18 protein-coding genes are annotated in these 22,732 nt (G+C 35.8%); 11 read left to right on the top strand and 7 right to left on the bottom strand.

Annotation, left to right across the window (positions count from 1 at the left end; genetic code table 11):
* Window positions 1–344: 344 nt before the first annotated feature.
* The 4 genes from L2586_RS01230 to L2586_RS01245 all read left to right on the top strand — a co-directional run bounded on the left by L2586_RS01230 (window position 345) and on the right by L2586_RS01245 (window position 12,029).
* Entirely contained in the window at window positions 345–5,492 is a 5,148-nt protein-coding gene (locus L2586_RS01230) for a T9SS type A sorting domain-containing protein (RefSeq protein WP_235290939.1), read from the top strand.
* Between the two features lie 275 nt (window positions 5,493–5,767).
* Window positions 5,768–10,882 (top strand): T9SS type A sorting domain-containing protein, encoded by a 5,115-nt coding sequence (locus L2586_RS01235; protein WP_235290940.1) that lies wholly within the window; start codon window positions 5,768–5,770, stop codon window positions 10,880–10,882.
* A 178-nt stretch (window positions 10,883–11,060) separates the two neighbouring features.
* Window positions 11,061–11,450 (top strand): DUF3127 domain-containing protein, encoded by a 390-nt coding sequence (locus L2586_RS01240; protein WP_235290941.1) that lies wholly within the window; start codon window positions 11,061–11,063, stop codon window positions 11,448–11,450.
* Window positions 11,451–11,465: 15 nt separating this feature from the next.
* A complete protein-coding gene (locus tag L2586_RS01245; RefSeq protein ID WP_235290942.1) occupies window positions 11,466–12,029 on the top strand; it encodes a hypothetical protein in 564 nt (187 codons plus the stop codon).
* A gap of 86 nt (window positions 12,030–12,115) precedes the next feature.
* On the opposite strand, the gene bcp is transcribed toward L2586_RS01245, so the two are convergent.
* From bcp to meaB, 3 genes are read right to left on the bottom strand one after another with little or no spacing between them, the layout of a single operon-like run.
* Window positions 12,116–12,583: a thioredoxin-dependent thiol peroxidase gene (gene bcp / locus L2586_RS01250; protein ID WP_235290943.1), complete on the bottom strand. Its 468-nt coding sequence runs from the start codon at window positions 12,581–12,583 to the stop codon at window positions 12,116–12,118.
* A 52-nt stretch (window positions 12,584–12,635) separates the two neighbouring features.
* Window positions 12,636–14,306 carry a M23 family metallopeptidase gene (locus L2586_RS01255; RefSeq protein ID WP_235290944.1) on the bottom strand — a complete coding sequence of 557 codons (1,671 nt, stop codon included), beginning with the start codon at window positions 14,304–14,306 and terminating at the stop codon, window positions 12,636–12,638.
* A complete protein-coding gene (meaB, locus tag L2586_RS01260) occupies window positions 14,303–15,316 on the bottom strand; it encodes a methylmalonyl Co-A mutase-associated GTPase MeaB (RefSeq protein ID WP_235291198.1) in 1,014 nt (337 codons plus the stop codon). The genes L2586_RS01255 and meaB overlap by 4 nt, the downstream gene beginning before the upstream one ends.
* A 199-nt stretch (window positions 15,317–15,515) precedes the next feature.
* Between meaB and L2586_RS01265 the strand changes: the two genes are divergently transcribed.
* The 4 genes from L2586_RS01265 to L2586_RS01280 all read left to right on the top strand — a co-directional run bounded on the left by L2586_RS01265 (window position 15,516) and on the right by L2586_RS01280 (window position 18,109).
* Window positions 15,516–15,899: a hypothetical protein gene (locus L2586_RS01265; RefSeq protein WP_235290945.1), complete on the top strand. Its 384-nt coding sequence runs from the start codon at window positions 15,516–15,518 to the stop codon at window positions 15,897–15,899.
* Window positions 15,900–16,103: 204 nt separating this feature from the next.
* Window positions 16,104–17,324, top strand: a complete 1,221-nt coding sequence (locus L2586_RS01270; RefSeq protein ID WP_235290946.1) for an IscS subfamily cysteine desulfurase — start codon at window positions 16,104–16,106, stop codon at window positions 17,322–17,324.
* A 52-nt stretch (window positions 17,325–17,376) separates the two neighbouring features.
* Window positions 17,377–17,778, top strand: coding sequence for a Fe-S cluster assembly scaffold IscU (gene iscU / locus L2586_RS01275; protein ID WP_235290947.1), 402 nt, complete (start codon window positions 17,377–17,379; stop codon window positions 17,776–17,778).
* Between the two features lie 4 nt (window positions 17,779–17,782).
* The gene (locus L2586_RS01280) at window positions 17,783–18,109 is read left to right on the top strand and encodes a HesB/IscA family protein (protein WP_235290948.1); all 327 of its coding nucleotides are present in this window, start codon (window positions 17,783–17,785) and stop codon (window positions 18,107–18,109) included.
* A 5-nt stretch (window positions 18,110–18,114) separates the two neighbouring features.
* On the opposite strand, the gene L2586_RS01285 is transcribed toward L2586_RS01280, so the two are convergent.
* Window positions 18,115–18,723, bottom strand: coding sequence for a hypothetical protein (locus tag L2586_RS01285; RefSeq protein WP_235290949.1), 609 nt, complete (start codon window positions 18,721–18,723; stop codon window positions 18,115–18,117).
* A 26-nt stretch (window positions 18,724–18,749) separates the two neighbouring features.
* Window positions 18,750–19,376, bottom strand: coding sequence for a DUF3575 domain-containing protein (locus tag L2586_RS01290; protein WP_235290950.1), 627 nt, complete (start codon window positions 19,374–19,376; stop codon window positions 18,750–18,752).
* A gap of 117 nt (window positions 19,377–19,493) precedes the next feature.
* Between L2586_RS01290 and L2586_RS01295 the strand changes: the two genes are divergently transcribed.
* The gene (locus L2586_RS01295) at window positions 19,494–20,480 is read left to right on the top strand and encodes an isoaspartyl peptidase/L-asparaginase (protein ID WP_235290951.1); all 987 of its coding nucleotides are present in this window, start codon (window positions 19,494–19,496) and stop codon (window positions 20,478–20,480) included.
* Window positions 20,481–20,665: 185 nt separating this feature from the next.
* On the opposite strand, the gene L2586_RS01300 is transcribed toward L2586_RS01295, so the two are convergent.
* Window positions 20,666–20,896 (bottom strand): nuclear transport factor 2-like protein, encoded by a 231-nt coding sequence (locus tag L2586_RS01300; protein WP_235290952.1) that lies wholly within the window; start codon window positions 20,894–20,896, stop codon window positions 20,666–20,668.
* A 286-nt stretch (window positions 20,897–21,182) separates the two neighbouring features.
* On the opposite strand from L2586_RS01300, the gene L2586_RS01305 reads away from it, so the two are divergent.
* Both L2586_RS01305 and L2586_RS01310 read left to right on the top strand, forming a co-directional pair.
* Entirely contained in the window at window positions 21,183–21,536 is a 354-nt protein-coding gene (locus L2586_RS01305; RefSeq protein ID WP_235290953.1) for a single-stranded DNA-binding protein, read from the top strand.
* 65 nt (window positions 21,537–21,601) lie between these two features.
* A complete protein-coding gene (locus L2586_RS01310; RefSeq protein WP_235290954.1) occupies window positions 21,602–21,970 on the top strand; it encodes a single-stranded DNA-binding protein in 369 nt (122 codons plus the stop codon).
* Window positions 21,971–22,084: 114 nt separating this feature from the next.
* Here the strand turns inward: L2586_RS01310 and pdxH are convergent, their stop codons facing one another.
* Window positions 22,085–22,729, bottom strand: a complete 645-nt coding sequence (pdxH, locus tag L2586_RS01315) for a pyridoxamine 5'-phosphate oxidase (protein WP_235290955.1) — start codon at window positions 22,727–22,729, stop codon at window positions 22,085–22,087.
* Window positions 22,730–22,732 lie beyond the last annotated feature (3 nt).

Raw genomic sequence — 22,732 nt, forward strand, 5'->3', positions numbered from 1 at the left:
CAATTATAAAAAAGAATACGCTTCTCGTTCAGAGAGAAAAAGCATGATTTTAATGCAATATTGTGTTCGTGGCGATAAAATTTCACATTTCGTTTTAACAAATAAAGCTTATCTTTAATATTTAAGATACTGATCATTATATGGCTATATATGTCATATAATTTTATGTAGGATTCTCGACGATCCGAGGAGTAAAATCCTTTGTCAATAGCTTTTCTATGCTTAGTTTTGGGGTGGATTATAGGCATTTTTGTGTCTTATATCCAAAGAATGATAATAACTAACTTTTAAGCGGGGAGTAAAATTTCGGCTTTAGGTTTTTTTTTAGAACCAAAACTTATCTCATGAATCGTATCTTAAGACAAATCTTAAGTACGCGCATACTATATGTGTGTATTTTTGTAATGTCATCAATGTTTTGCACATTTTCTTTTGGTCAGGCGACCATCGAAAATTGCCCCAATCCAATAACCAATGTTGTAATATCAAATCCAAGTGGAGGAAGTTGTGTTTCGCTATTTAGCTTAGATAGCTATCCAACGTCTCCTACTCCTGGGGCAACAGTTACATGGTTTTCTGCAGGTTCTACCACATATGGAAGCTTTGCAGGAAGATTAGATATTTCAGAATTTGACAATATGACATTCAATTTCGGATTAACAACAATAACTTTTGTTGCTGATGATGGAAATGGAACGGACCAGTGTAGCACAATCATTTTTGTATCGGAAGAAGCAGACTTACCGACTACAACATGTGATCCAATTACAGTTGACCTTAATGGAGAATGCACAGACGAAGTAAGGGTGCCATATGATATGGTAAATATTACTACCGATATTTGTGATCCTACGGCAATAGATAGTGTTTCACTAGCATGGAATATGACGTCAGCTGATCCAGCTCAAAGAACAATTATTGTAAATGCCCATGACGGCAACCCATCATTCTACAGTTTATACTTAAGAAAGTATAGAGATGATGTGTTAGTTAGACAAGCAACTTGTTTAGTTGAGATTAATGTAATAAATGGTTCTGAACCAGCGCTAGTATGTCCTACAAGTGAAACAATTTTAGTTGCACCGGAATGTACAGCTTCCTATACATATGATGTAGAAGGAGCGTCCATACTACCATGTGACGGATCAATTAATATGACTATGCCTGGAGGCGGTCCATCTGGGACTCCACTTGTAGCTGGAGTTTATGACTATGGATATGAACTACTAGATAATATGATGGCACAAGTTACAGCACCAGCAGAAGCTGCACCTTGTACATGGACTGTTACAGTAGAAGAATCAGATCAAGCATCAACTTCACTAAGTTGTATTGGTCAGATCAATTTATCTATCGATCAAGATTGTCAAGCAATTTTAGAAGTTCCTAATATCTTAACAGGAAGTAACTGTTCTCCGATGGCTATGTTTACATTATCAGTAAATATACCTGGTGAAGGAGTTGTAACTGGATCAAGTATAACTTTTACGGATGCACACGTTGGACAATCTTTCGACGTAAGTGTAATCGGACCCAATGGTCTTAATACCTGTTGGGGTAGAGTTACTATAGAAGACAAAGTAGGACCTGCAATTATTTGTCCTACCGATCTTACTATACAATGTACCATGCCTACGGATACTTCCGCTACTGGAGTTCCTACACTGGTTGGTGTAGGTTGTGAAGATATTACTATTTCTTATAGTGATGCAGTTGTTAATACCATGTGTGAAGGTGAATATCAGTCTGTTATAAGTAGACGGTTTTATGCTACTGACGGAGCTGGAAATGTTGGACCTGCATGTGTTCAGACAATATATATAGAAAGAGAAACCTTAATGAGTGCGTTATTCCCTCCACATTGGGATGGATTACCTAGCCATACAGGAATTCAAGATAATGGTGTGGGAAGTAATGATCCACTGACATGTGATGGAGCAGGAGTTGTATTTAATACAATTACAAGAGAAGATGGAAGAGTTGTACCTTCTCCATATGCAGATGGAGACTTAATAGGAACAGGTGCGCCAGGGGGTGTAGGAACTTGTGGAACGATACAAACATGGTATGAGGATCTTATCATAGAAATATGTGAAGATAATTGTTCACAATCGAGTCCTTCTTACAAAGTGTTAAGAACTTGGGATGTATTTGACTGGTGTACAGGAAATACAACAATCCACCAACAAGTAATTAAAGTAATGGATACTTTAGCTCCAGAATTTGTAATTGGAGTTCCTGATTTAACAGTAAGTACTGATTTATGGGGATGTGGTGCAACAATTAATTTACCTACCATCTCAGCAGTAGATAATTGCAGTAATGAAGTTTCATACTCTTGGAATGTTTCTGGTGGTTCTTATGATCCTGCTACTAACCGAGTATATGTATCAAGTAACGCACTAACTACAGTTGGTAATGAAGTATTATTAATTGCATATGCAGAAGATTGCTGTGGAAATATATCTATTGATACTGGTTTAGTAACCATTATAGATCAAGTTCCACCAGTAGTAATTGCTGACGAACATACTGTTGTTACACTTAATAATCAAAGTGGTGATGGATCAACGAAAGTTTACGCAAGTACTTTTGACGATGGATCTTTTGACGGATGTGGACCGATTGAATGGTGGGTAAGAAGAATGGACAATGCATGTGCTGACTATGATGGATTAGACGATGAAGGAAATGTAGATGGCTCAGAAGTTGATGAAACGACAACATTCCAAAAATACATTCACTTCTGCTGTGACGATTTAGCGGAAGATCAAATGGTTGTATTCATGGTTTGTGATGATGGAGACAACGATGGTATTGTTGAAATGAATGGAGATGATAACTGTAGTACTGCTATGGTTTTAGTTGATGTTCAAGATAAACTAGCTCCTACAATTAATTGTCCTGCGCCTACAACTATTAACTGTATTGATTTTGTAGCTTATGAAAATTTATTGGATACAGAATTAACAGAAGATAATATAACGAAGTTAAATAATCGATTTGGAATAGCATGGACTAATAGTACATGTGGAGATATTAGTGGACAAACATTCACTTCTAACTTAGAAGAGGTATGTGGAACAGGAGCAGTAACTAGAACATTCACTGTTACAACTGATAATGGTCAAGCAACTTGTTCTCAAGCAATTACTATTACAGTAAGCATAGATAATGTTATGTCTTGCGATAGAATTAGCTTCCCAGCAGGTTCTGCTGAGCGAAATGCTGGTTATGACTGGTGCGATCCTTCTGATGAAGTTGCACCTTTTATCTTGAAACCTGTTCAAGTATTCGAATGTGGATCTGTTTCTATTACAAGACCAGTCCTTGATATTGATAACCTGTGTACAGAGGTAGGAGTTAATTTGACACTTGATACCTTTGACTTTGCAGGTGGAGCTTGTATTAAAATCTTAGCTCATTGGGAAGTTATAGATCAGTGCTTATTCCAAGAAAATTTCTTATTCGAACAAGATGATATAGATGAAGTAAATCCATTCGTTAATGAAAATGGATATTATGAATTATATGTTGAGTACGATATTTTTGATACGGATCCACCGACACTTGCATGTGATGATGTGACCGTTACAACAGCAGATTGTGAATATAATTTCGATACTTTCACAATGACAGCAACAGATGATTGTACTGCGGATGATTTAATCAGCATTACTTATAAAGTTGATTTTGATCACGATGGTGATTATGATTATCCTGCGACTGGAAGTGCAGCGGAAGGAAATTCATTTGATGCTAAATCTATAGGTGGATTACCTATCGGAGAGCATGCTATTAAATGGATTGCATATGATGGTTGTGGTAACTATTCTGTTTGTACTCAAGTAATCGAAGTAGTTAAAAGTGATAAAGCACCAACACCATATTGTCACCTAGGTTTATCTAGTGCTGTAATGGATAGTGTTTATGGATGTTCTGTAGAAATATGGGCTACGGATTTCGTAGCAGACCAAGGATTCGGAGCATGCGGTGGTTCATTAACTTACTTAATGATTCCATACTATGATATCTATGGTGAGCCTGCTGACCTGGATGATGACTTAAGTGTAGAAGATGCATTAGGTCAAGCTCAGCCAGCATGGGAACTTGGATGTAAATACATCGAGAATGGAAAAGCACATGTAATTGAAATCAGAATCTATGCTATAGATGAAGATGGTAATTACGATTTCTGTGATGCTTCATTAACATTGAATGATAACTTTGATTGTTGCCCTGACTTAGAATTTGGAGCAAGTACAATGATCGCTGGTAGCATTCTAAGTTCTGAAGGAACACCATTAGAAGAAGTGAATGTTTCCATAATGAGCAATGAGCCTGAATTCCCAAGAATTCAGTCAACTTCTAATGAAGGTAGTTATACATTTAATGGATTGAAATATGAGAAGAACTTTGAATTATCTGCTGCAAATAATGAAAACACGAAAGAAGGTGTTACAACATTAGATTTAGTTCTGATTCAAAGACATATATTAGGAATTGCAGTTTTAGATTCGCCGTATAAAGTAATTGCAGCGGATGTAAATGGAAATGGTAAAGTAAGTGCAGTTGATTTACTTCAATTGAGAAAACTAATCCTAGGATTATATCCTGGTAATAAATTACCTGAAAATACTTCTTGGAGATATGTAAATAGCTCATTCGAATTTAGTGATGCATTGAATCCATTCCCTTTCACAGAGAAGATTAATGTTTCTAATTTAAACCATGCAATGTATAACCAAAACTTCATCGGTGTGAAAACGGGTGATGTGAATGGAAGTATTTCGGCTTTATTGAATGGAAGTGCACAAGTAAGATCAGCGCAAAACTTTAATGTAGTTGCTGATAATAAAACCATAACAAAAGGTTCTGTAGTTTCAGTAGATTTCACTGTTGAAGATGCGATTTCGCTATACGGAATGCAGTTTGGAGTTGAATTTAATTCAGAGATGATGAATTATAATAAAATTTCAAGTGATGCTTTAGAAATTTCTGAAGCTAACGTAAATGCTGAAAATGGTTTATTAAGTATTAGTTGGAATGAAATTGACCTGAAATCTTTTGATAAAGGTGAAGTTCTGTTCTCTATTGAATTTACTTCTAATACTAATGGAAAGATTGCTGATTATGTAAGCTTGAATGATCAAGTGCTTACTTCAGAAGTATATAATGAAAAATTAGAAATTAGAGATGCGAAATTAAATTTCAGATCTGTAATCTCAGACAAGTTCGTTTTATTACAAAATGAACCTAACCCGTTTGCAACCAACACTTCTATATCATTTGAATTACCTGAAGAAGGCATAGCTAATCTTAAGGTATATGATGTAACTGGAAAAGTTGTTCTAGAAAGAAATGAGGGATTTGTAAAAGGATTAAACACGATAGTAATTAAGAAGAGTGATATCGGAACAAGTGGAATCATGTACTATCAATTAACTTTCGGAAACGATAGTGCTACTCGAAAAATGATCCTTCTGGATTAAGCCTTTGTTAGCACTTTAATTAATTCATGAGTAATAGGGAGTCGGATGCGTTTCATCCGGCTCTTTTTTTATAACACATATTACGTTAATAAATAAATTAACTTTTTTTATAGCATTTAAGTCATACATAATAAGTAAGTTATGTATTGTTAATTGTGTCATGCGATAGTTTGGACTAGGTTTTGGTCTAAATTTTGTTCTTCAGTAAGAGAATAAAATTTTTTTAATAAGTCTATGATAAGACTGGTTGAATATCACTTAACTAAACTAATCTCATGAATCGATCCTTACGATCTACATTGAACAAGCATGTAACACGTGCTTTTGCTAGTTTAATACTAACATTAATTACAGTCCTTAGTTATGGACAAATTACTAACTGTCCGACTTCGTTCGTAAATTTGAACGTTGATGACGGAGTTAACTGTACTGCAGGTTTTGAAGTAACACCTTCAATTATGGCTAGCGGTACAGCGACATTTACCTCGACAGGAGCAACTGAAGTATTAGCGAATACTGATATTTCTATGTTACCTGATTTTCCATTTGATTTTGGAATTTCAGAAGTTACCATTATAGATGGTGGAGATATTTGCATTTTTACAATTGTAAACACCGTTGCTACCGCTCCATTTCTTGATGTTTGTGATGACATCACTGTAGATCTAGCTGGAGAATGCACAGTAGAATACGCATTGCCTGCAGATTTTGCCCAGACTGGGACAGCTGCATGCGAGGGAGGTAGCATAACCTTTTCTTTCAGTGATATGGATCCATCTTCTAACACAGTAGCTTTAGAAGCTGATATGTTAGGAGATATGAATTTGACGGTTTACCTAACTAAAGGAAGTGATCAAGGTTCGTGTGCTAAGACCATAACTGTTGTAGATACAGCGCCTATTGTGCCTGCTATAACTTGTCCAGCAGATGCAATAGTAGAAGTAGCACCAACATGTCAATATGTATATATATACAGCGTCGATGGTGTTCTACCATGTGGTGGAAGTATCATGCAATCAGCTGGATTACCAAGTGGTTCCGTATTGGCATTAGGTGGTAATTCATTTACTTATGATGTTCTGGATGATATGTTGGTATCACAAGCTACTTGTTCATGGACTATTACTGTAAATGAGTCGGCAGAGGCTGGAGCACAAGTAAACTGTATAGCTGAAATCAATGTTTCAATAGATCAGACATGTGAAGTTATTGTAGAGCCAACAAATTTTGTTACTGGAACCATATGTGGTGATATATCACTTTATACCGTTGCAGCAACATTGCCTAATGGTGATGAATTACTTGGACCATCTATTACATTTACACAAGATCAGGTGGGAATGGAAATCGATGTAACTGTATTTGATCCGAATGGAATCAATTCTTGTTGGAGTAGGGTAACTATCGAAGATAAATTGGCACCTATCATTGAGTGTCCATCTGATATTACTTTAACTTGCCTTGAATCCCCAGATACATCAGTAACAGGAATTCCAATTCTACTCACAGGAATGATTATAGTTGAAGAAGGAGGACCTCAGAATGCAACCATTTCTAATGGAAGCTGTGAAGTTGAGTTATTCTATGGTGACGTTGTTGAAGAATTTCTATGTGAGGGTCCTTTCCAAAGAGTTATTTCAAGAAGATTTTATGTAATAGATAATGCTGGGAATGTTTCAGAGTCTTGTACACAACAAATCTTTATAACAAGAGAAACACTTGCAACAGCTGTTTATCCTGAACATTATGATGGTATAGCAGTTCACACAGGATTAGATGATAATGGTGTAGCTTCGAATCCACCTCTTGCATGTGATGGTCAAGATATCATGTGGGCATCAGAAATGATGGAAGACGGAACTATTGTACCAAGTCCTTTTGACTCGATAACTCCTGCTGGAGATACAATTCCTGGAACTGGAGCACCATCTGGTGTTGGTACTTGCGGTACGATTTACTCTTACTATGAAGATTTAGTATTTGAAATATGTGATGATAATGGGTGTCAAAGTTTTAGCCCATCATATAAAGTAATAAGACATTGGGATGTTTTCGACTGGTGTACTGGTGAAACAGCCATTCATGAACAAATAATAAAAGTATTAGATACACTACCTCCAGTATTTACAGTAGGAGTACCTGATCTAACGATTAGTACAGACCTATGGGGTTGTGGTGCAACAATTGACCTACCAGAAATTCTAGCAGTGGATCAATGTTCAAGCGACATAACTTATTCATGGTCTATAATAGACGGAACATATGATGCTGTACTTAACAAAGTGTATGTTTCTGACAATGCCTTAACATCTGTTGGTAATGAGTTTGAATTGATTGCACACGCTTCAGATTGTTGTGGAAATACTGTTTCTGATACAGGTTATGTTACGATTATTGATGCAGTACCTCCAGTGGTTGTGGCTGATGAACATACAGTTGTCTCTCTTAATAATAAAGAAGACGATGGAAGTACAAAAGTTCTTGTTGAAACATTTGATGATGGTTCATGGGATAATTGTGGACCGATCGACTGGTGGATAAGAAGAATGGACACAGCATGTGAAGGTTATGATGGTCTAGACAGTCTTGGAAATGCATCAACGACAGAAGTTGATGAAGTCAATGATTGGTTAAAACAAATTCACTTTTGTTGTGAAGATGTAGAAGAAGAACAAAGAGTTGTATTCATGGTGTGTGATGATGGAGATGGTGACGGTGAAGTAGAATATAACGGAGATGATAATTGTACAACGGCAATGATCATAGTAGATGTTCAAGATAAGTTAGCGCCTACAGTTGTATGTCCTAACCCAGTAACAATAAACTGTATAGATTTTGCATCTTACGAAGATTTTATTAATACAGAATTGGATTCTATTCAAGAGAATAAGTTGAATGTTAGATTCGGCGAAGTAAGAACGACAAGTACTTGTATCTTAATAACTGGACAAGAGTTCAATGGAGAGGAATTATGTGGAACAGGTTTAGCTTCTAGAACTTTTACTGCTACGAATTCTAATGGTTCTACTCAGTGTACACAAACAATCTATGTGCAAGCAGATTCTACGAATGTATTGACTTGTGATAGAATAAGTTTCCCTACACTTTCACTAGCGCCTTATAATTACGACTGGTGTGATCCAGTTGATACTTTATTACCACTAGTTAGTCCAGTAATGGTTAATAGTTGTGGTGAAATAACAATCGAAGAACCAGTAATAGATAGAGATAATTTATGTACACAGACTGGTGTAACATTGACATTAGATACGTTCAATTTTGCGAACGGTGGATGTATGAAGATCTTAGCTCACTGGGAGATTATTGACCAGTGTATATTCAATGAAAACTTCTTATATGATTATGGAGATCTTGATCCAACGAACGATGAGGTGAACCCTTTCGTAAGTGAAAATGGATATTTCGAATTGTATGTAGAATATGATATTTTTGATAATGATGCTCCGGAGCTAGTATGCGAATCAGCACTAGTAGAAACAGCTGATTGTGAATTCAATTACGGTACGTTCAGTATATCTGCGTCTGACGAGTGTACTCCTACTGAAGCCTTAGGTTACCAATATAAAATTGACATAGATGCAAATGGTACTTATGACTACCCAGCTGATTCATCTTTCGCTGAAGGAAGTACTTTCGATGCAAATGATTTAGGCGGTCTTCCTTTAGGAAAGCATAATATCAAGTGGGTCGTATATGATGGTTGTGGAAATTATGGAGTTTGTATTCAAGAAATTGAGGTTGTACAGCGAATAAAAGCACCTACACCTTACTGTTACCTTGGACTTTCAAGTGCTGTAATGGATAGCATCTATGGATGTTCTGTAGAAACTTGGGCTACTGATTTCGTAGTCGAGCAAGGGTTCGGGACATGTGGTGGATCTTTAACATACTTGATGATTCCGTACCAAGATATCTACGGAGATCCTGCAGATGAAACAGATGATCTAAGTGTAGAAGAAGCTAAAGATTTAGCTCAAGCTAACTGGGAATTCGGATGCCAATACATAGAAAACGGTGTTCAGCATACTATTGAGATAAGAATTTATGCTATCGATGAGAATGGAGTATATGACTTCTGTGATGCATCATTCACAATTAATGATAACTTTAATTGTTGTGAAGACATATTAGAAGGAACTACACTTATTTCTGGAAATGTAATGACAGAAAAAGGTAAAGTAATGGCTGATGTAGAGTTGAAACTGGAAGGAAATAGTCCAGAATTACCGAAGAGTCAGTTTTCTAATAGTACTGGAAACTTTATATTCTATGGTTTACCTTATGAACAAGACTATAAGATTTCAGCGTTCTACAATGAAAATACGATGCTTGGTGTAAGTACACTGGATTTAGTATTGATTCAGAGACACCTTTTAGGAATGACTGAATTAGATACTCCATACAAATTGATCGCAGCAGATATTAATGGCAATGAGTCTATAAGTGCAGCGGATTTATTACAATTGAGAAAGTTGATTCTAGGGTTGTATCCTGAGAATAAGTTCCCATCGAACTACTCATGGAGATTCTTGGATGATGGCTACCACTTTGTAGATCCGAAGCGTCCTTTCCCATTTAATGAAGTAGTGCATATTAATAACCTACCTCATTCTGCATACAATCAAAATTTTGTAGCAGTGAAAATAGGTGATGTAAATAACTCGATAGAGCTTAATCTGAATGATGAAAGCAGTGTTAGAAACAATGAAACATTTAATCTAGTTGCTAATAATGTTCAGTTTGCGAAGAATGATGTAGTGAAAGTACCTGTGAGATTAAGCGATGTAAAAGACTTCTTTGGATTCCAGTTTGCGCTTGATTTCGATTCGAAAGCAGTGAGAAATGTATCGATCAATGGTGAAGCAATTACACTAGAAGATCATAATATTTCTATCCAGGATGGATTAGTGAAAGTGAGTTGGAACAAAGCAATTCCTACTTCACTAAACAAAGAAGATGTGTTGTTTACCATCAACTTTGTTGCAACGGCAAATGGAACACTAGAAAATTCATTCGAATTGAGTACGCAATCATTAAGTCCTGAAATTTATAATGAGCGTTTAAGTTCAGAAAATTTAAATATCGAATTTAGATCAGCTGAGATTGAAGGATTTACAATGCTACAGAATGAGCCGAATCCATTTAGTGAAATTACGAACATTGCATATAGCTTACCTGAGAACGGACAAGTTGCTTTTAAACTCTTCGATATCTCTGGAAAGGTATTAATGAGTAGTAACGAACAGAAGTCTAAAGGACAGCATGTTATGAAAGTAAACGCGAATGAAATCAATGTTGATGGAGTATTATACTACCAACTTGAATTCAATGGACAACAAATTACTAAGAAAATGATCCTAATTGATTAGGAGATAAGAAACGATTTATAGATAAGTTTTAAAAAGGGCTGAATATAAAGATATTCAGCCCTTTTTCTTTGTTTAATAAGATCCTAAATACCAGTTTTCAAATGTTAATTTCAACAAACATATCTGGAAAATTAATATTACAGTTTTAAATATTTATTTTTGTGGAAAATATAGGACGATGGCATACGAAATGGTAGGAAAACTTCATAAGAAGTTTGACACAGAAAGTAAAACAAGCAGTTTTCAAGCAAGAGAGTTTGTTGTTGAATCAACAGATTCTACTTATACACAATATATTAAGTTTCAGTTAACTCAAGATCGATGTGGTATTATTGATAATATCAATGAAGGAGATGAACTTAAAGTATTCTTTGATCTTAGAGGAAGAGAATGGAATGAAAAATACTTTACGAATCTGAATGCTTGGAAAGTAGAAGCACATTCTGCTTCAGCTGCAGCACCTTCAGGACCACCAGCATCTTCAGATCCTTTTCCTTCAGAACCAGCTAACACAGACGCTGGATCAGGACAAGCGAAAGTAGAAGATTTTGATGATTTGCCTTTTTAGTCAAATCTTTAAAAGGTGAATAGCGTTATTAGTATAATGAAAGTCACCTTCTATATACTTTTTTTCTTTCTTTCAACTCCTTTTCTAGGAGTTTCTCAGAATTTATATAGCCTTCATACCCAATGGGATGATGATATTAAGCAATGGGAAATCAAACTAGATGAAGGAGAGATCGAAGGGGAAATCGAAATGACCTGGAGACTTCGGGGCGATATGACCGACTGGACTTATCGTATTGATGGAAAAAGAGGTACCATTAAGCAAAAGTGGGAGAATAATGCTAATGTCTGGGAGCTAAGGTCTGGCAGTACAATTGTGAAAATATCGACAGTTTGGTCAGGTGACTTTTCCTCCTTCAGAATATCTGACGGCATTAAAACATTCAAAATAGAACGGAAATTCTTGAATACAGATCCGATAGAATGGTCTATAATGGACGATGAAGACGATCTTTTCTTTTGGTATAATGAATTCCAAAATGATATTCGAGACTGGATTATAGAAGATCGGCTTCCTGAAGATTTTAGTCTAGAGCTAAAGTTAGCAGCGGTATTCGTTTCGATTCTGCATTCTCTTTAAAAAAAAGAAGCCACAAATTATACCTGCGGCTTCTTAACTAAACTTCTAATTATGATTGTGTTTCTGAATGATATACTTTTAACTATTTAGATTAAGCTCATTTCATTTAAGATCTGCTCTGCATGATCTTTTGTTTTTACCTTCTCAATTATTTTTTCAATCTTTCCTGACTCATCGATTACAAAAGTAGTTCGATGCAGTCCATCATATTCTCTACCCATAAATTTCTTCGGTCCCCAAACGCCATAAGTGTCTATGATTTCTCTTTCACTATCAGCAATTAAAGAATATTGAAATTCATATTTGTCGATGAATTTTTGATGTTTTTTTGCATTGTCAGGACTGACACCTAAGACTTCGAAACCTAGTTTCTGAAGTTTACTATAATTGTCTCTTAGATTGCATGCTTCTTTAGTGCAACCAGGTGTATCATCCTTCGGATAGAAGAATAAAATCAATTTCTTTCCTTCGAAATCAGATAAGGAAATATTTTCTCCTTTTTCGTTAATTCCTACGAACGCAGGTGCCTTTTCTCCTTCTTTTAAATGTGTCATCAGTCCTCTTGTATTTGAGAAAGTTTAACAGAAGAATTCAAATATTGTTTAATTAGCGAATGAAATTTTTCTCTAATCGCCTGGTATTGTTGCGATCATCGGTGACTTCTAGAACCAGGTGATGTGATTTGTTTTCAGGAGGTGTATCAAAGTGGTGCGTTATTTTTTTTGTTTTTAAATCGTAAGCGAATTTTGCCCATTGACCATTTATGGTGGCATTATATCTTAGCCCACGAGCACTTCCGGAATCAGAAAAATTATCAGAAATTATGAAACTCATTCTAGAACTTTTACTAAAATTATCAGATTTCTGAATGGGTTTAATTTCAGGAGCAATGGTATCGATTCCGATTGCATAATTACCGAATGAGGAAACAGATGCAACAAAATGCCCATCTTTCCAATTTCCCCCGTAAGTAGATATTCTATCTGGTTTGGTACATTCTAATAAACAAACCTTGTCCATCAACGAAGAATCTATGCGCAGAGAGTCGATGATTAATTTTAATGGTCTATGCAGCGGCGTTATTTCGTTGCCGATATGATATACGTTCGTTAGGTATTCACTCGAAGAACTATTTACGTATAGAAATAAGTCCTCGTAAAGTGCTCGTTCTGGAAAGATGAGTTTTATATTGTTTTGCTCTACAATATTGGCTTCATTATGTGGAATGAAATAATTGAAAATTTTAGGAGTTGGTGGTGCGATATCTTCGCTTCGTTCCACATCGAATGCTAGAGAACTGATGTTTCCTTCGAAATCTGAAATGTTGATGAGGACTTTTTGCGGCTTATCTTTGTATAGATTAATAATAGGTTCTATACTATTGATACTGGGAAGTTGATTTCCTGGTAGCTTGAAAAGTCGATGTAGTCGAGTTTTCGTTTTTTTATAATATTTGTAGTCAATGTGCGCATTAATATATCGAGTATCATCGAAAGTAATAGAGTCAAAGGCAAATTGGTACACCTTTTTATCATCAACGAACATTTCCATCTTGTGAATTCCATTCTTATTATATACCATCGGATCATAAGCTTGTATTCCGATTCCGATTCTCCACGCGCCTATTTTTTGTTTAGGTAAAGTGTAATTACTTCCATTAACCGTAGGAGTGAGGATCTTGCCATCTATTTCTGCAAACTTATTATCCAGGTAGTAGATTTTGACTTTAGGAATTATAGGCGCTACCTTATCAATAGGTTTAATATTAAACCTCATCGGATTCAATGGTGCTTCTGATTTTGTTTCTCTGATTTCAAAATGTAAATGCGGACCGTGCGAACTTCCAGAGTTGCCCATCTTAGCGATTTCTTGGCCTTTGCGAACAGGTATTAGTAAAGAGTCTGGATAGTAAGTGATTTCGAAGGATTGTGAATCAGCTTGAATCTTTTGGACAATACTGTCAATACTTGGATGAAACGATTTTAAGTGGCCGTATACAGTTGTGTAACCGCTAGGATGATCTATGTATAGTGCATTTCCATATCCCGCACGACTCACATTAATCCTTGAGATATATCCTTCATCAGCTGCTAGAATGGGATCAGGGTGCTGGCCTCTGGAAGATTTTATATCTATTCCCATATGAAAATGGTTAGACCTTAGTTCACCGAATGTTCCTGATAATCTAACCTCATGTCGAACTGGAGATTGAAAACTCTGGCTTAGCAGAAAAGAAGAAAACAGAAGGCTAATGATAGCTACAAAAAATATTCTCATGAAATTATATTGTCAAAACGTTGATTTAGTTCTATTAACGATTGATAGATATCTTCTCGTTTTGCTAATTCATCAACGGCCGAGTTGAACTGGCTGTTTTTAGTGATTAAATGGTATATTAATTCTTGTGCTTTTATTTTAAACCAAGCGGCATCTTGAATCTTGCGATGCTCTCGGATATAATTTGAAATCTCTTCACTTTCTAGTATGCTATCGATCTCTGCAGGAAAGTGTTCCATATTAGAATCATTTAACGCAGAAACAGTAATCACCTTTCTTGGAGGAAAAGGTGTACTTTGTTTTCTTGATAGATGAATGGCATTTCGATATTCTTTTTTCATCTGTTCAGCAGTCGCCATTAATTCTCCATCAGCTTTGTTGATAATTATCTGATCGGCCATTTCGACGATGCCTTTTTTTAGTCCTTGCAATTCATCTCCACCTCCTGGTGACAATAGCAAATAAAGTAAATCAGTGATTCGGGTTACCTGAATTTCAGATTGACCTACACCTACGGTTTCGATAATAATAATGTTATATCCTGCAGCCTCACAAACCTTTATTGCATCGTAAGAACTGCTCCTTATTCCACCTTGCTCTAATACATTTGCCGAAGGCCTAATAAAAGCATTTTCAGACTTAGAGAGTTTCTCCATTCTCGTTTTATCACCTAGTATACTTCCCTTCGTGTTTTCGCTGGATGGATCTATGGCCAGAACAGCAACCTTATGTCCGTTCTCTATTAATTTCAATCCTAGTTGTTCAATGAATGTGCTTTTCCCAGCACCTGGAGGTCCTGATATAGCAATTCTTAAGGTTTTTTTATCTGAATCGAGAGAAGAGAGAAAATGAAGTAGCTCAGGAGAGAATGCTAATTTTTTATTTTCTACTAATGTCAATGCTTTAGCTAACTGGATCATATCACCACCCATAATACCGGCTCTTAACGCTTCATAATCTATAGGCGCCCTCATTTTATTTCTTTCAGGTATTTGTTGGTTGATATTCATCACGAGACAAAAGTAAGAAGTTATTTTGAAATCACATTATATAAATATATAATATGTATAGTTAAGGTTCATAAGATTTAATTAAGATTTGCTGTCTAAAATATAATAAAAAGTTAAGAAAATTATAAGCTTTTCATATAGTGCAACCAATGGTTTTTTAATCCGTCCTTCTTTTATAAATTAACATAAATTAATAACGATGAAATATTTTATACTCTTGTGTTTAAGTCTAGTAATTATCTCTTGTGAAAAATATGATGAAGATATATTGCCGATCGTGGGCGTATATGAAGCGAATGTAGTAGGTGTGGATGGTCCATTTTCTGTTAGTATTTCTGTAGATTATGGTAATAATATCTGGATAGATGCACCATGGGATGGTGATACCTGGTCCGTAATTAAGGCACGTGTGAGGGATGAATATGAATATGAAAAGAAAATTAGAATAGGTAACCAAGAAATAGATGACGGTGTAAGAATAGATGGAGAAGGTTTCTTTTTCGATTATACAATACAACTCGATTATACCATCGAAATAGGAAATGAAAGGAGAGATTTTACCTTAATTGGTACAAAATTATAGTAGGATGATGGGCGGCTGACCTGAGACTTGAAAATCGACTCTCTAGAATCAGGAAAGCTGCCTTCTTTATTTGAAGTTTCTAAGAACTAATTCCCTTGTTGCTTGTTAATTAAGTAAATTTAGTAAATCGTCTGGAGCAAAACCAATTATTTATAGCATTATACGCTATATTTGCAGTTCCAATAAAAAAATCTTAATTAGCTGATGAGCGAAAAATTAATATATCTAGATAATAATGCTACTACTCCTGTTGATCCGAGAGTAGTGGAAACAATGGTACCATACTTCTATGAAATTCCTGGAAATGCAGCTTCTAGGAGTCACCCTTTCGGCTGGAAAGCTGAAGAGGCAGTAGATTACGCAAGAGAGCAAATTGCGAACTTGATAGAAGTAGATTCGAAAGAAATAATCTTTACTTCAGGAGCTACAGAAGCGGATAACTTAGCTCTTAAAGGTGCATTCGAGATGTACCGAAGAAAAGGCAATCACATCATTACGCTAGAAACGGAGCACAAAGCAGTTCTAGATGCCTGTAAGAAAATAGAGAAAATGGGAGGTGAGGTAACTTACCTGAAAGTGAAAGAAGATGGAATCATAGATCTTCAGGTGTTAGAAGATGCCATCACAGATAAAACCATCTTGGTTTCTATTATGTGGGCTAATAATGAAACAGGAGTTATCCAACCTATGAAAGAAATAGGCGCGATCTGTGAAAATAAAGGCGTTTTGTTTATGAGTGATGCAACTCAAGCGGTTGGGAAAATTCCAGTTAATCCGAAAGAAGTAGGCGTTCACCTTATGGCATTTACTGCTCATAAGATGTATGGTCCTAAAGGAGTAGGTGCTTTATTTGTAAATAGAAAAAATCCTAGAGTTAAAGTTACCGCTCAGATGGACGGAGGAGGACATGAGCGTGGAATGCGTTCAGGTACTTTGAATGTTCCTGGTATCGTAGGATTTGGGAAAGCTGCAGAAATTGCAAAAAAAGAAATGAAACAAGATGCCGAAAGGTTGTCTGTGCTTAGAGATAAACTAGAGAAAGGATTCAAAGATGCTCTGGAAGAAGTATATGTGAATGGAAATACCGATCACAGAATGCCACATGTAACGAATATTTCATTCAAGCATGTAGAAGGAGAAGGATTAATGATGACGTTTAATCAGAATATCGCAGTATCTTCAGGATCTGCTTGTACATCTGCATCATTAGAACCATCTTATGTATTAATTGCATTAGGTTTAGGAGATGATCTTGCTCATTCGTCTATCAGATTTAGTTTAGGTAGATTTACTACTGAAGAAGAAATAGATTTGACACTGGATATGATTCAGAAAGGAGTGAATCATATGAGAGATCTAAGTCCGATATGGGAAATGTACAAGGAAGGAGTTGATCTAGAATCAGTTCAGTGGTCAGAACACTAAGTTGAGTGAACTTAGTATTTAATTAAAACGTTTATATAGAAAATACAATAAAATGGCATATTCAGATAAAGTATTAGAACACTTCAAGCATCCTAAAAATGTAGGAACACTTGATAAATCTAAAAATAACGTAGGAACAGGACTCGTAGGCGCTCCAGAATGTGGTGACGTAATGAGACTTCAGATCGAAGTTGACGAGCAAAGCGGTAAGATCAAAGATGCTAAATTTAAAACATTTGGTTGTGGATCGGCAATTGCTTCTTCTTCGTTAGCAACAGAATGGTTAAAAGGCAAGTCAATAGACGAAGCTCTTAATATCGATAATATGGATATTGTAGAAGAGTTAGCTTTACCTCCTGTTAAAATTCACTGTTCAGTCTTAGCAGAAGATGCAATTAAAAGTGCAATCAAGGATTATAAGACTAAGAATAATTTAGTAGAAGCAGAATCATAATATTATGGTCTTTGTAGCTGATAGTGCGAAAGAGCGGATAAATGAAATTGTCAAAGCTGGTAATATAGCTGATGACTTTTTCGTACGTGTATCTGTAACAAGTGGAGGTTGTTCAGGGTTGTCATATACCATGGATTTCGATAATGAAAGCAGACCTAATGATCAAGAGTTTTTTGATAATGGTGTGAAAGTGGTTACTGACTTGAAAAGTTTTCTTTACCTATGTAATACAACACTTGAATTTTCAGGTGGATTAGATGGTCAAGGATTTTCTTTTAATAATCCTAACGCTTCTAGAACTTGTGGTTGTGGAGAAAGCTTCTCCGTATAAGTATCTTACTTACGAAATAGTGGAATTCTCATAGATCCGCCAAACTGAACAAGGTAACCTTCGGTACTTGTATTTTGGGTTTTTGGTAGATAGGCACCTAAGCCAATATTGTATTTTATCCTGGTGCCTAATTCTACTCCACCTACTATTCCAGAGTAGATAGTATTGTTATCATCTTTATCTATCTGATAAGTAAATTTAGGACCTATATAAAAGTCCGTTTTTTCATTTGCTCTAATAGAAAATATAAGCGGTACATGAATTCTATGGATAGTTTCAGGGTCTGAATTAACGACGATTACGCTTGATTGATATTCATATCCAGGCATGACTGCACCCGCAATATTTGATTCGTTATCTCCGAGAAATTGAAATTTCATACTTCCCATGATTGAACCTGAAGTGTAGAGACTGGTTAGGATATCTATTTTATTCGTGATTCCATATGCTAATTCTACTCTTCCTCCTGGTAAACCTTGAAAGCTTGTGGAGTTCACAGAAGGAATAAATACAGTTCCGTCTATCGCAGGTGAAGCAGTTAAGTTCCCCGCGCCTTCTGTTCTAGCAGAATGAAAAGGGGTCAATTGGGCACAACTTCCTAATAACATTGACATTAATAAAAATAAAATAAGTCTATTCATTACCTCCAAAATCTATATCCTAGTGTAAGACCGAGTCTGAAATCTAGGGGCCAAGTGAATGAGTTTCTTTCTACCGCAATGAAATTTTCTAGCGCTGGTTCGTAATCTTTATCATTGATTCTTTTGTCATTATAGAGCGCGTATCCGAATCCGCCATAATATTCAATCAAAAGATTATTATTGAATACAATTTTCTGTCCCGCATTTAATCCAATAAAAAAAGCAGTGTTGAATACACGAACAGTTTCAGGAGCCGCTGGGCCAGGAACGTAGTCCTTGTCTACTTCTGTCGGAATGTTATCGAGTCCTGCCACTTTTAGTTTTAAGTATGGCCCGAAATACAATCCAGAGGTAGGATCTTCACCGCCGATATAATACTTGTAAGAGATCATCGTCCTGAAAGAACTATTTTCAATTTCTGAGCCCGAAAGCGATAGTATCCAAGGAGTTTCTCTGTAACTGGCTTCTAATTCTATACCTGACTTATCATTAAGAAGTAATTCTACTTGCCCATTATAGTTATTCGCTACCAAACCTAATGCATTGGTTTTGATTTCAAATTGGCCATATGCGGTAAGATTAAATAGGGTAATAAATGCTATAAAAATAAGTAATCGATTAATCATAGGAAATAAGTTTTTGCATCTTCAATATACAAAATAGTACGAAGTTAAATATAGAAGTAATATATTGAAGATATTTTTTATCATACTTTAACATCATAACAAAAGTTCTGCCCAATTATGAAAAAACTTAGTAGAAGAAACTTTTTAAATACATCGATTGCATTAGGAGGAGGAGTCGTACTGGCTTCATGTGCAGCAAAACCAGAAGAAGAAAAGAAAAATTTAACCGTAGAGAATGGTGAAATACCTATTGTGATATCAACTTGGGCAAATAAAGGAGCTAACAAAGCAGCATGGGACTTATTAGAAGGTGGTAAGTCATCATTAGATGCCGTCGAAGCTGGTGCTAGAATACCAGAAGGAGATCCTAAAGATATGTCTGTAGGATATGGAGGTCGTCCTGATAGAGAAGGCAATGTAACATTAGATGCTTGCATCATGGATAAAGATGGAAATTGTGGTTCGGTTACTTACTTACAGCATATTAAGCACCCGATATCTGTGGCCCGAAAAGTGATGGAAGAAACACCACATGTTATGCTATCAGGTGATGGGGCACTTAAATTTGCGTTGGATCAAGGGTTTAAGAAAGAAGATCTGATGACCGACGCCTCAAGAAAACAATATAAAAAGTGGCTAGAAACCTCGGAATATAAACCTAAAGTGAATATAGAACTTCATGATACGATTGGAATTATAGCTATAGATCAGAAAGGTGAGTTAAGTGGTGCTTGTACAACGAGTGGTTTAGGTTACAAGATGGCCGGTAGAGTAGGGGATAGTCCGATCATCGGCGCTGGACTCTTTGTGGATAACGAAGTAGGATCTGCGGTTGCAACAGGGATGGGAGAGTTGGTAATGAGAAGTGTAGGCTCATTTTTGGTTGTGGAATTAATGAGGCAGGGGCGAACGCCGATGGAAGCATGCAAAGAAGCTATCATGAGAATTGTAGATAGACAAGATACTACTGAAGTTCAAGTGGGATATATCGCTCTTAGTAAAGATGGCACTTACGGTGCTTATAGCATCAAGCCAGGCTTCGTTTATGCGGTTACAACTAAGGATGGAACAGAAGTCGTAAAGGCTGAAAGTTATGAAAGTTGATCTTGATATTGTCATTTATACGATCTAAGTAGTATTTTAATTAGGAGATCACATAACTCGTTATCGATCTAATCTTCGATCCCTTCGCATTGTTGAATTCATAGATATCAGCAAACGAATATTTCTTGCCATTTTCAGTGGTGATCAAGCCATTGGCTGCTCCAGTTTTTCCATGGGTAATTATTTTATCGATGAGTAATTCTTTCGTTTTTTCGCGATTTCATACGCTCTAATTCAGAAGCAAAGTTTTCAATTCCCTCTATTCTTTTATCGCCAATAATGATCCAAGTGATATCAGAAGTTACATGTTCTAATAGGAATTTTATATCAGCTTTGGCAAATGCAATATTGAAGGCTTCCAAGAAAGCTTGCTTGGGTGAATTTCCGCAATTGGTATTTGAAATAATGATCGTCATTAGTTGATTTCTTATAGCATTAAACTCGTAGTTTATAGAATATTTAGTAAGTGACTAATTTATTTTATAAAAAATATCAAAATAATTTGATTCTTAATTATTGTGCTTAACATATTGTTAATCAGGTATATATATAATTGTATATATAATTGTAAGTATTTACAACCGACAACAAACGATATTATTCGACTACAAACCGAATAAACTTTCTACCTGTCCTCATATTTGCATCATCGAATTTATTTATTCATTCATCGTGCAACATTGCACACAAAATTTATTAATCATGTATAATATATCTAATTCAGTATCACTAACAGGTCACCTAGGCAAAGACGTTGAAATCATTACACTTGATAGCGGCGCGAAAATCGCCAGAACTTCTATTGCAACGAACAATTCATATACGAACAGGCAAGGAGAAAAAATTCAGGAAGTAGAGTGGCATAACATTATTGCTTGGAACAGAACAGCAGAACTTATGGAGCGCCTTCTTAAGAAAGGAACAAGGGTGATGATCGAAGGAATGCTAAAAAATGAAACCTATAAAAACAAGGAAGGTGTCATAAGATACAATACAAAAGTTCAGATCAATAATTTTCAGAAATTGACTGCTAAAGAGGACGCATTACCATTTTAACCCCATTATACTTTATCAAACTTTAATTAATCATCGTGCAACATTGCACACAAAATTTATCCATTATGTACAATTTAAATAATTCAGTAAGATTAACAGGTCACTTAGGAAAAGACATTGAATTCATCACACTTGAAAGTGGTGCTAAAATCGCTAAAACAACTATCGCTACGAACAGCTTTTATACCAATAAGCAAGGCGAAAAAATTCAAGAAGTAGAATGGCATAATATCGTTGCATGGAATAAGACGGCAGAGTTGATGCAGCGATTTCTAAAGAAAGGAAGTAAAGTGACGGTAGAAGGAATGCTTAAAAACGAATCTTACAAAAACAAGGATGGTGAAATGAAGTACTTTACCAATGTGAAAATTAACAATTTTAATAATCTAACACCTAAGGAAGAAGAGGTAAAAGCGGAAGCCATGCCATTTTAATAAACCCTATTTTTAAATCAAAAATAATAATACGTAGATTCCGCCTATGGCGCATATACCTGAATTAAATTAAAAACCTGATTTCCACTCGTACAGGAAATCAGGTTTTTTTATTTATGGTTCTAATCGATTAATAATCCATTTCTCATCGGAAAATTCATAGGTAATACGGTCATGCAATCTACTTTCTCTTCCCTGCCAAAATTCAAAATAATCCGGCTTGAGCACATAGCCTCCCCAGTCTTCTGGAAGTGGTGCTTTCCCTTCAGCTTCATATTTCTTGTAATTAGCTTCATAGCGTTTTTCAAGTAAAGCTCGATCGCTTATTGTCTTGCTCTGATGAGAAGTCAATGAACCTATCTGTGATCCATAAGGACGCGAATGAAAGTATTCTTCCGATTGGGCTCTTGAAACTTTGCTGATGACTCCCTCTATTCTAACTTGTCGTTCTAATTCTAGCCACAAGAAATTTATTGCAGCAAAAGGTCTTTCTTGCATTTCTTGAGCCTTCCGACTGCTGTAATTAGTATAGAATACAAACCCTCCTTCCATCACTTCTTTTAGCAACACAATTCGTGAAGAAGGTCTGCCATCTTTATTTACAGTTGCCAAGTTCATTGCATTTGCCTCCAGTACATCTGAATTGATGGCTTCATGCAACCATTCTTGGAAAAGAACAATAGGATCCTGTGGTACTTGATCTTCAAGTAAAAATCCCTTCTTGTAATTTTCCCGCATTTTGGAAATATCCTTCGACATTGT

This window comes from Portibacter lacus, assembly GCF_021533215.1.
Classification (GTDB): Bacteria; Bacteroidota; Bacteroidia; order Chitinophagales; family Saprospiraceae; genus Portibacter; species Portibacter lacus.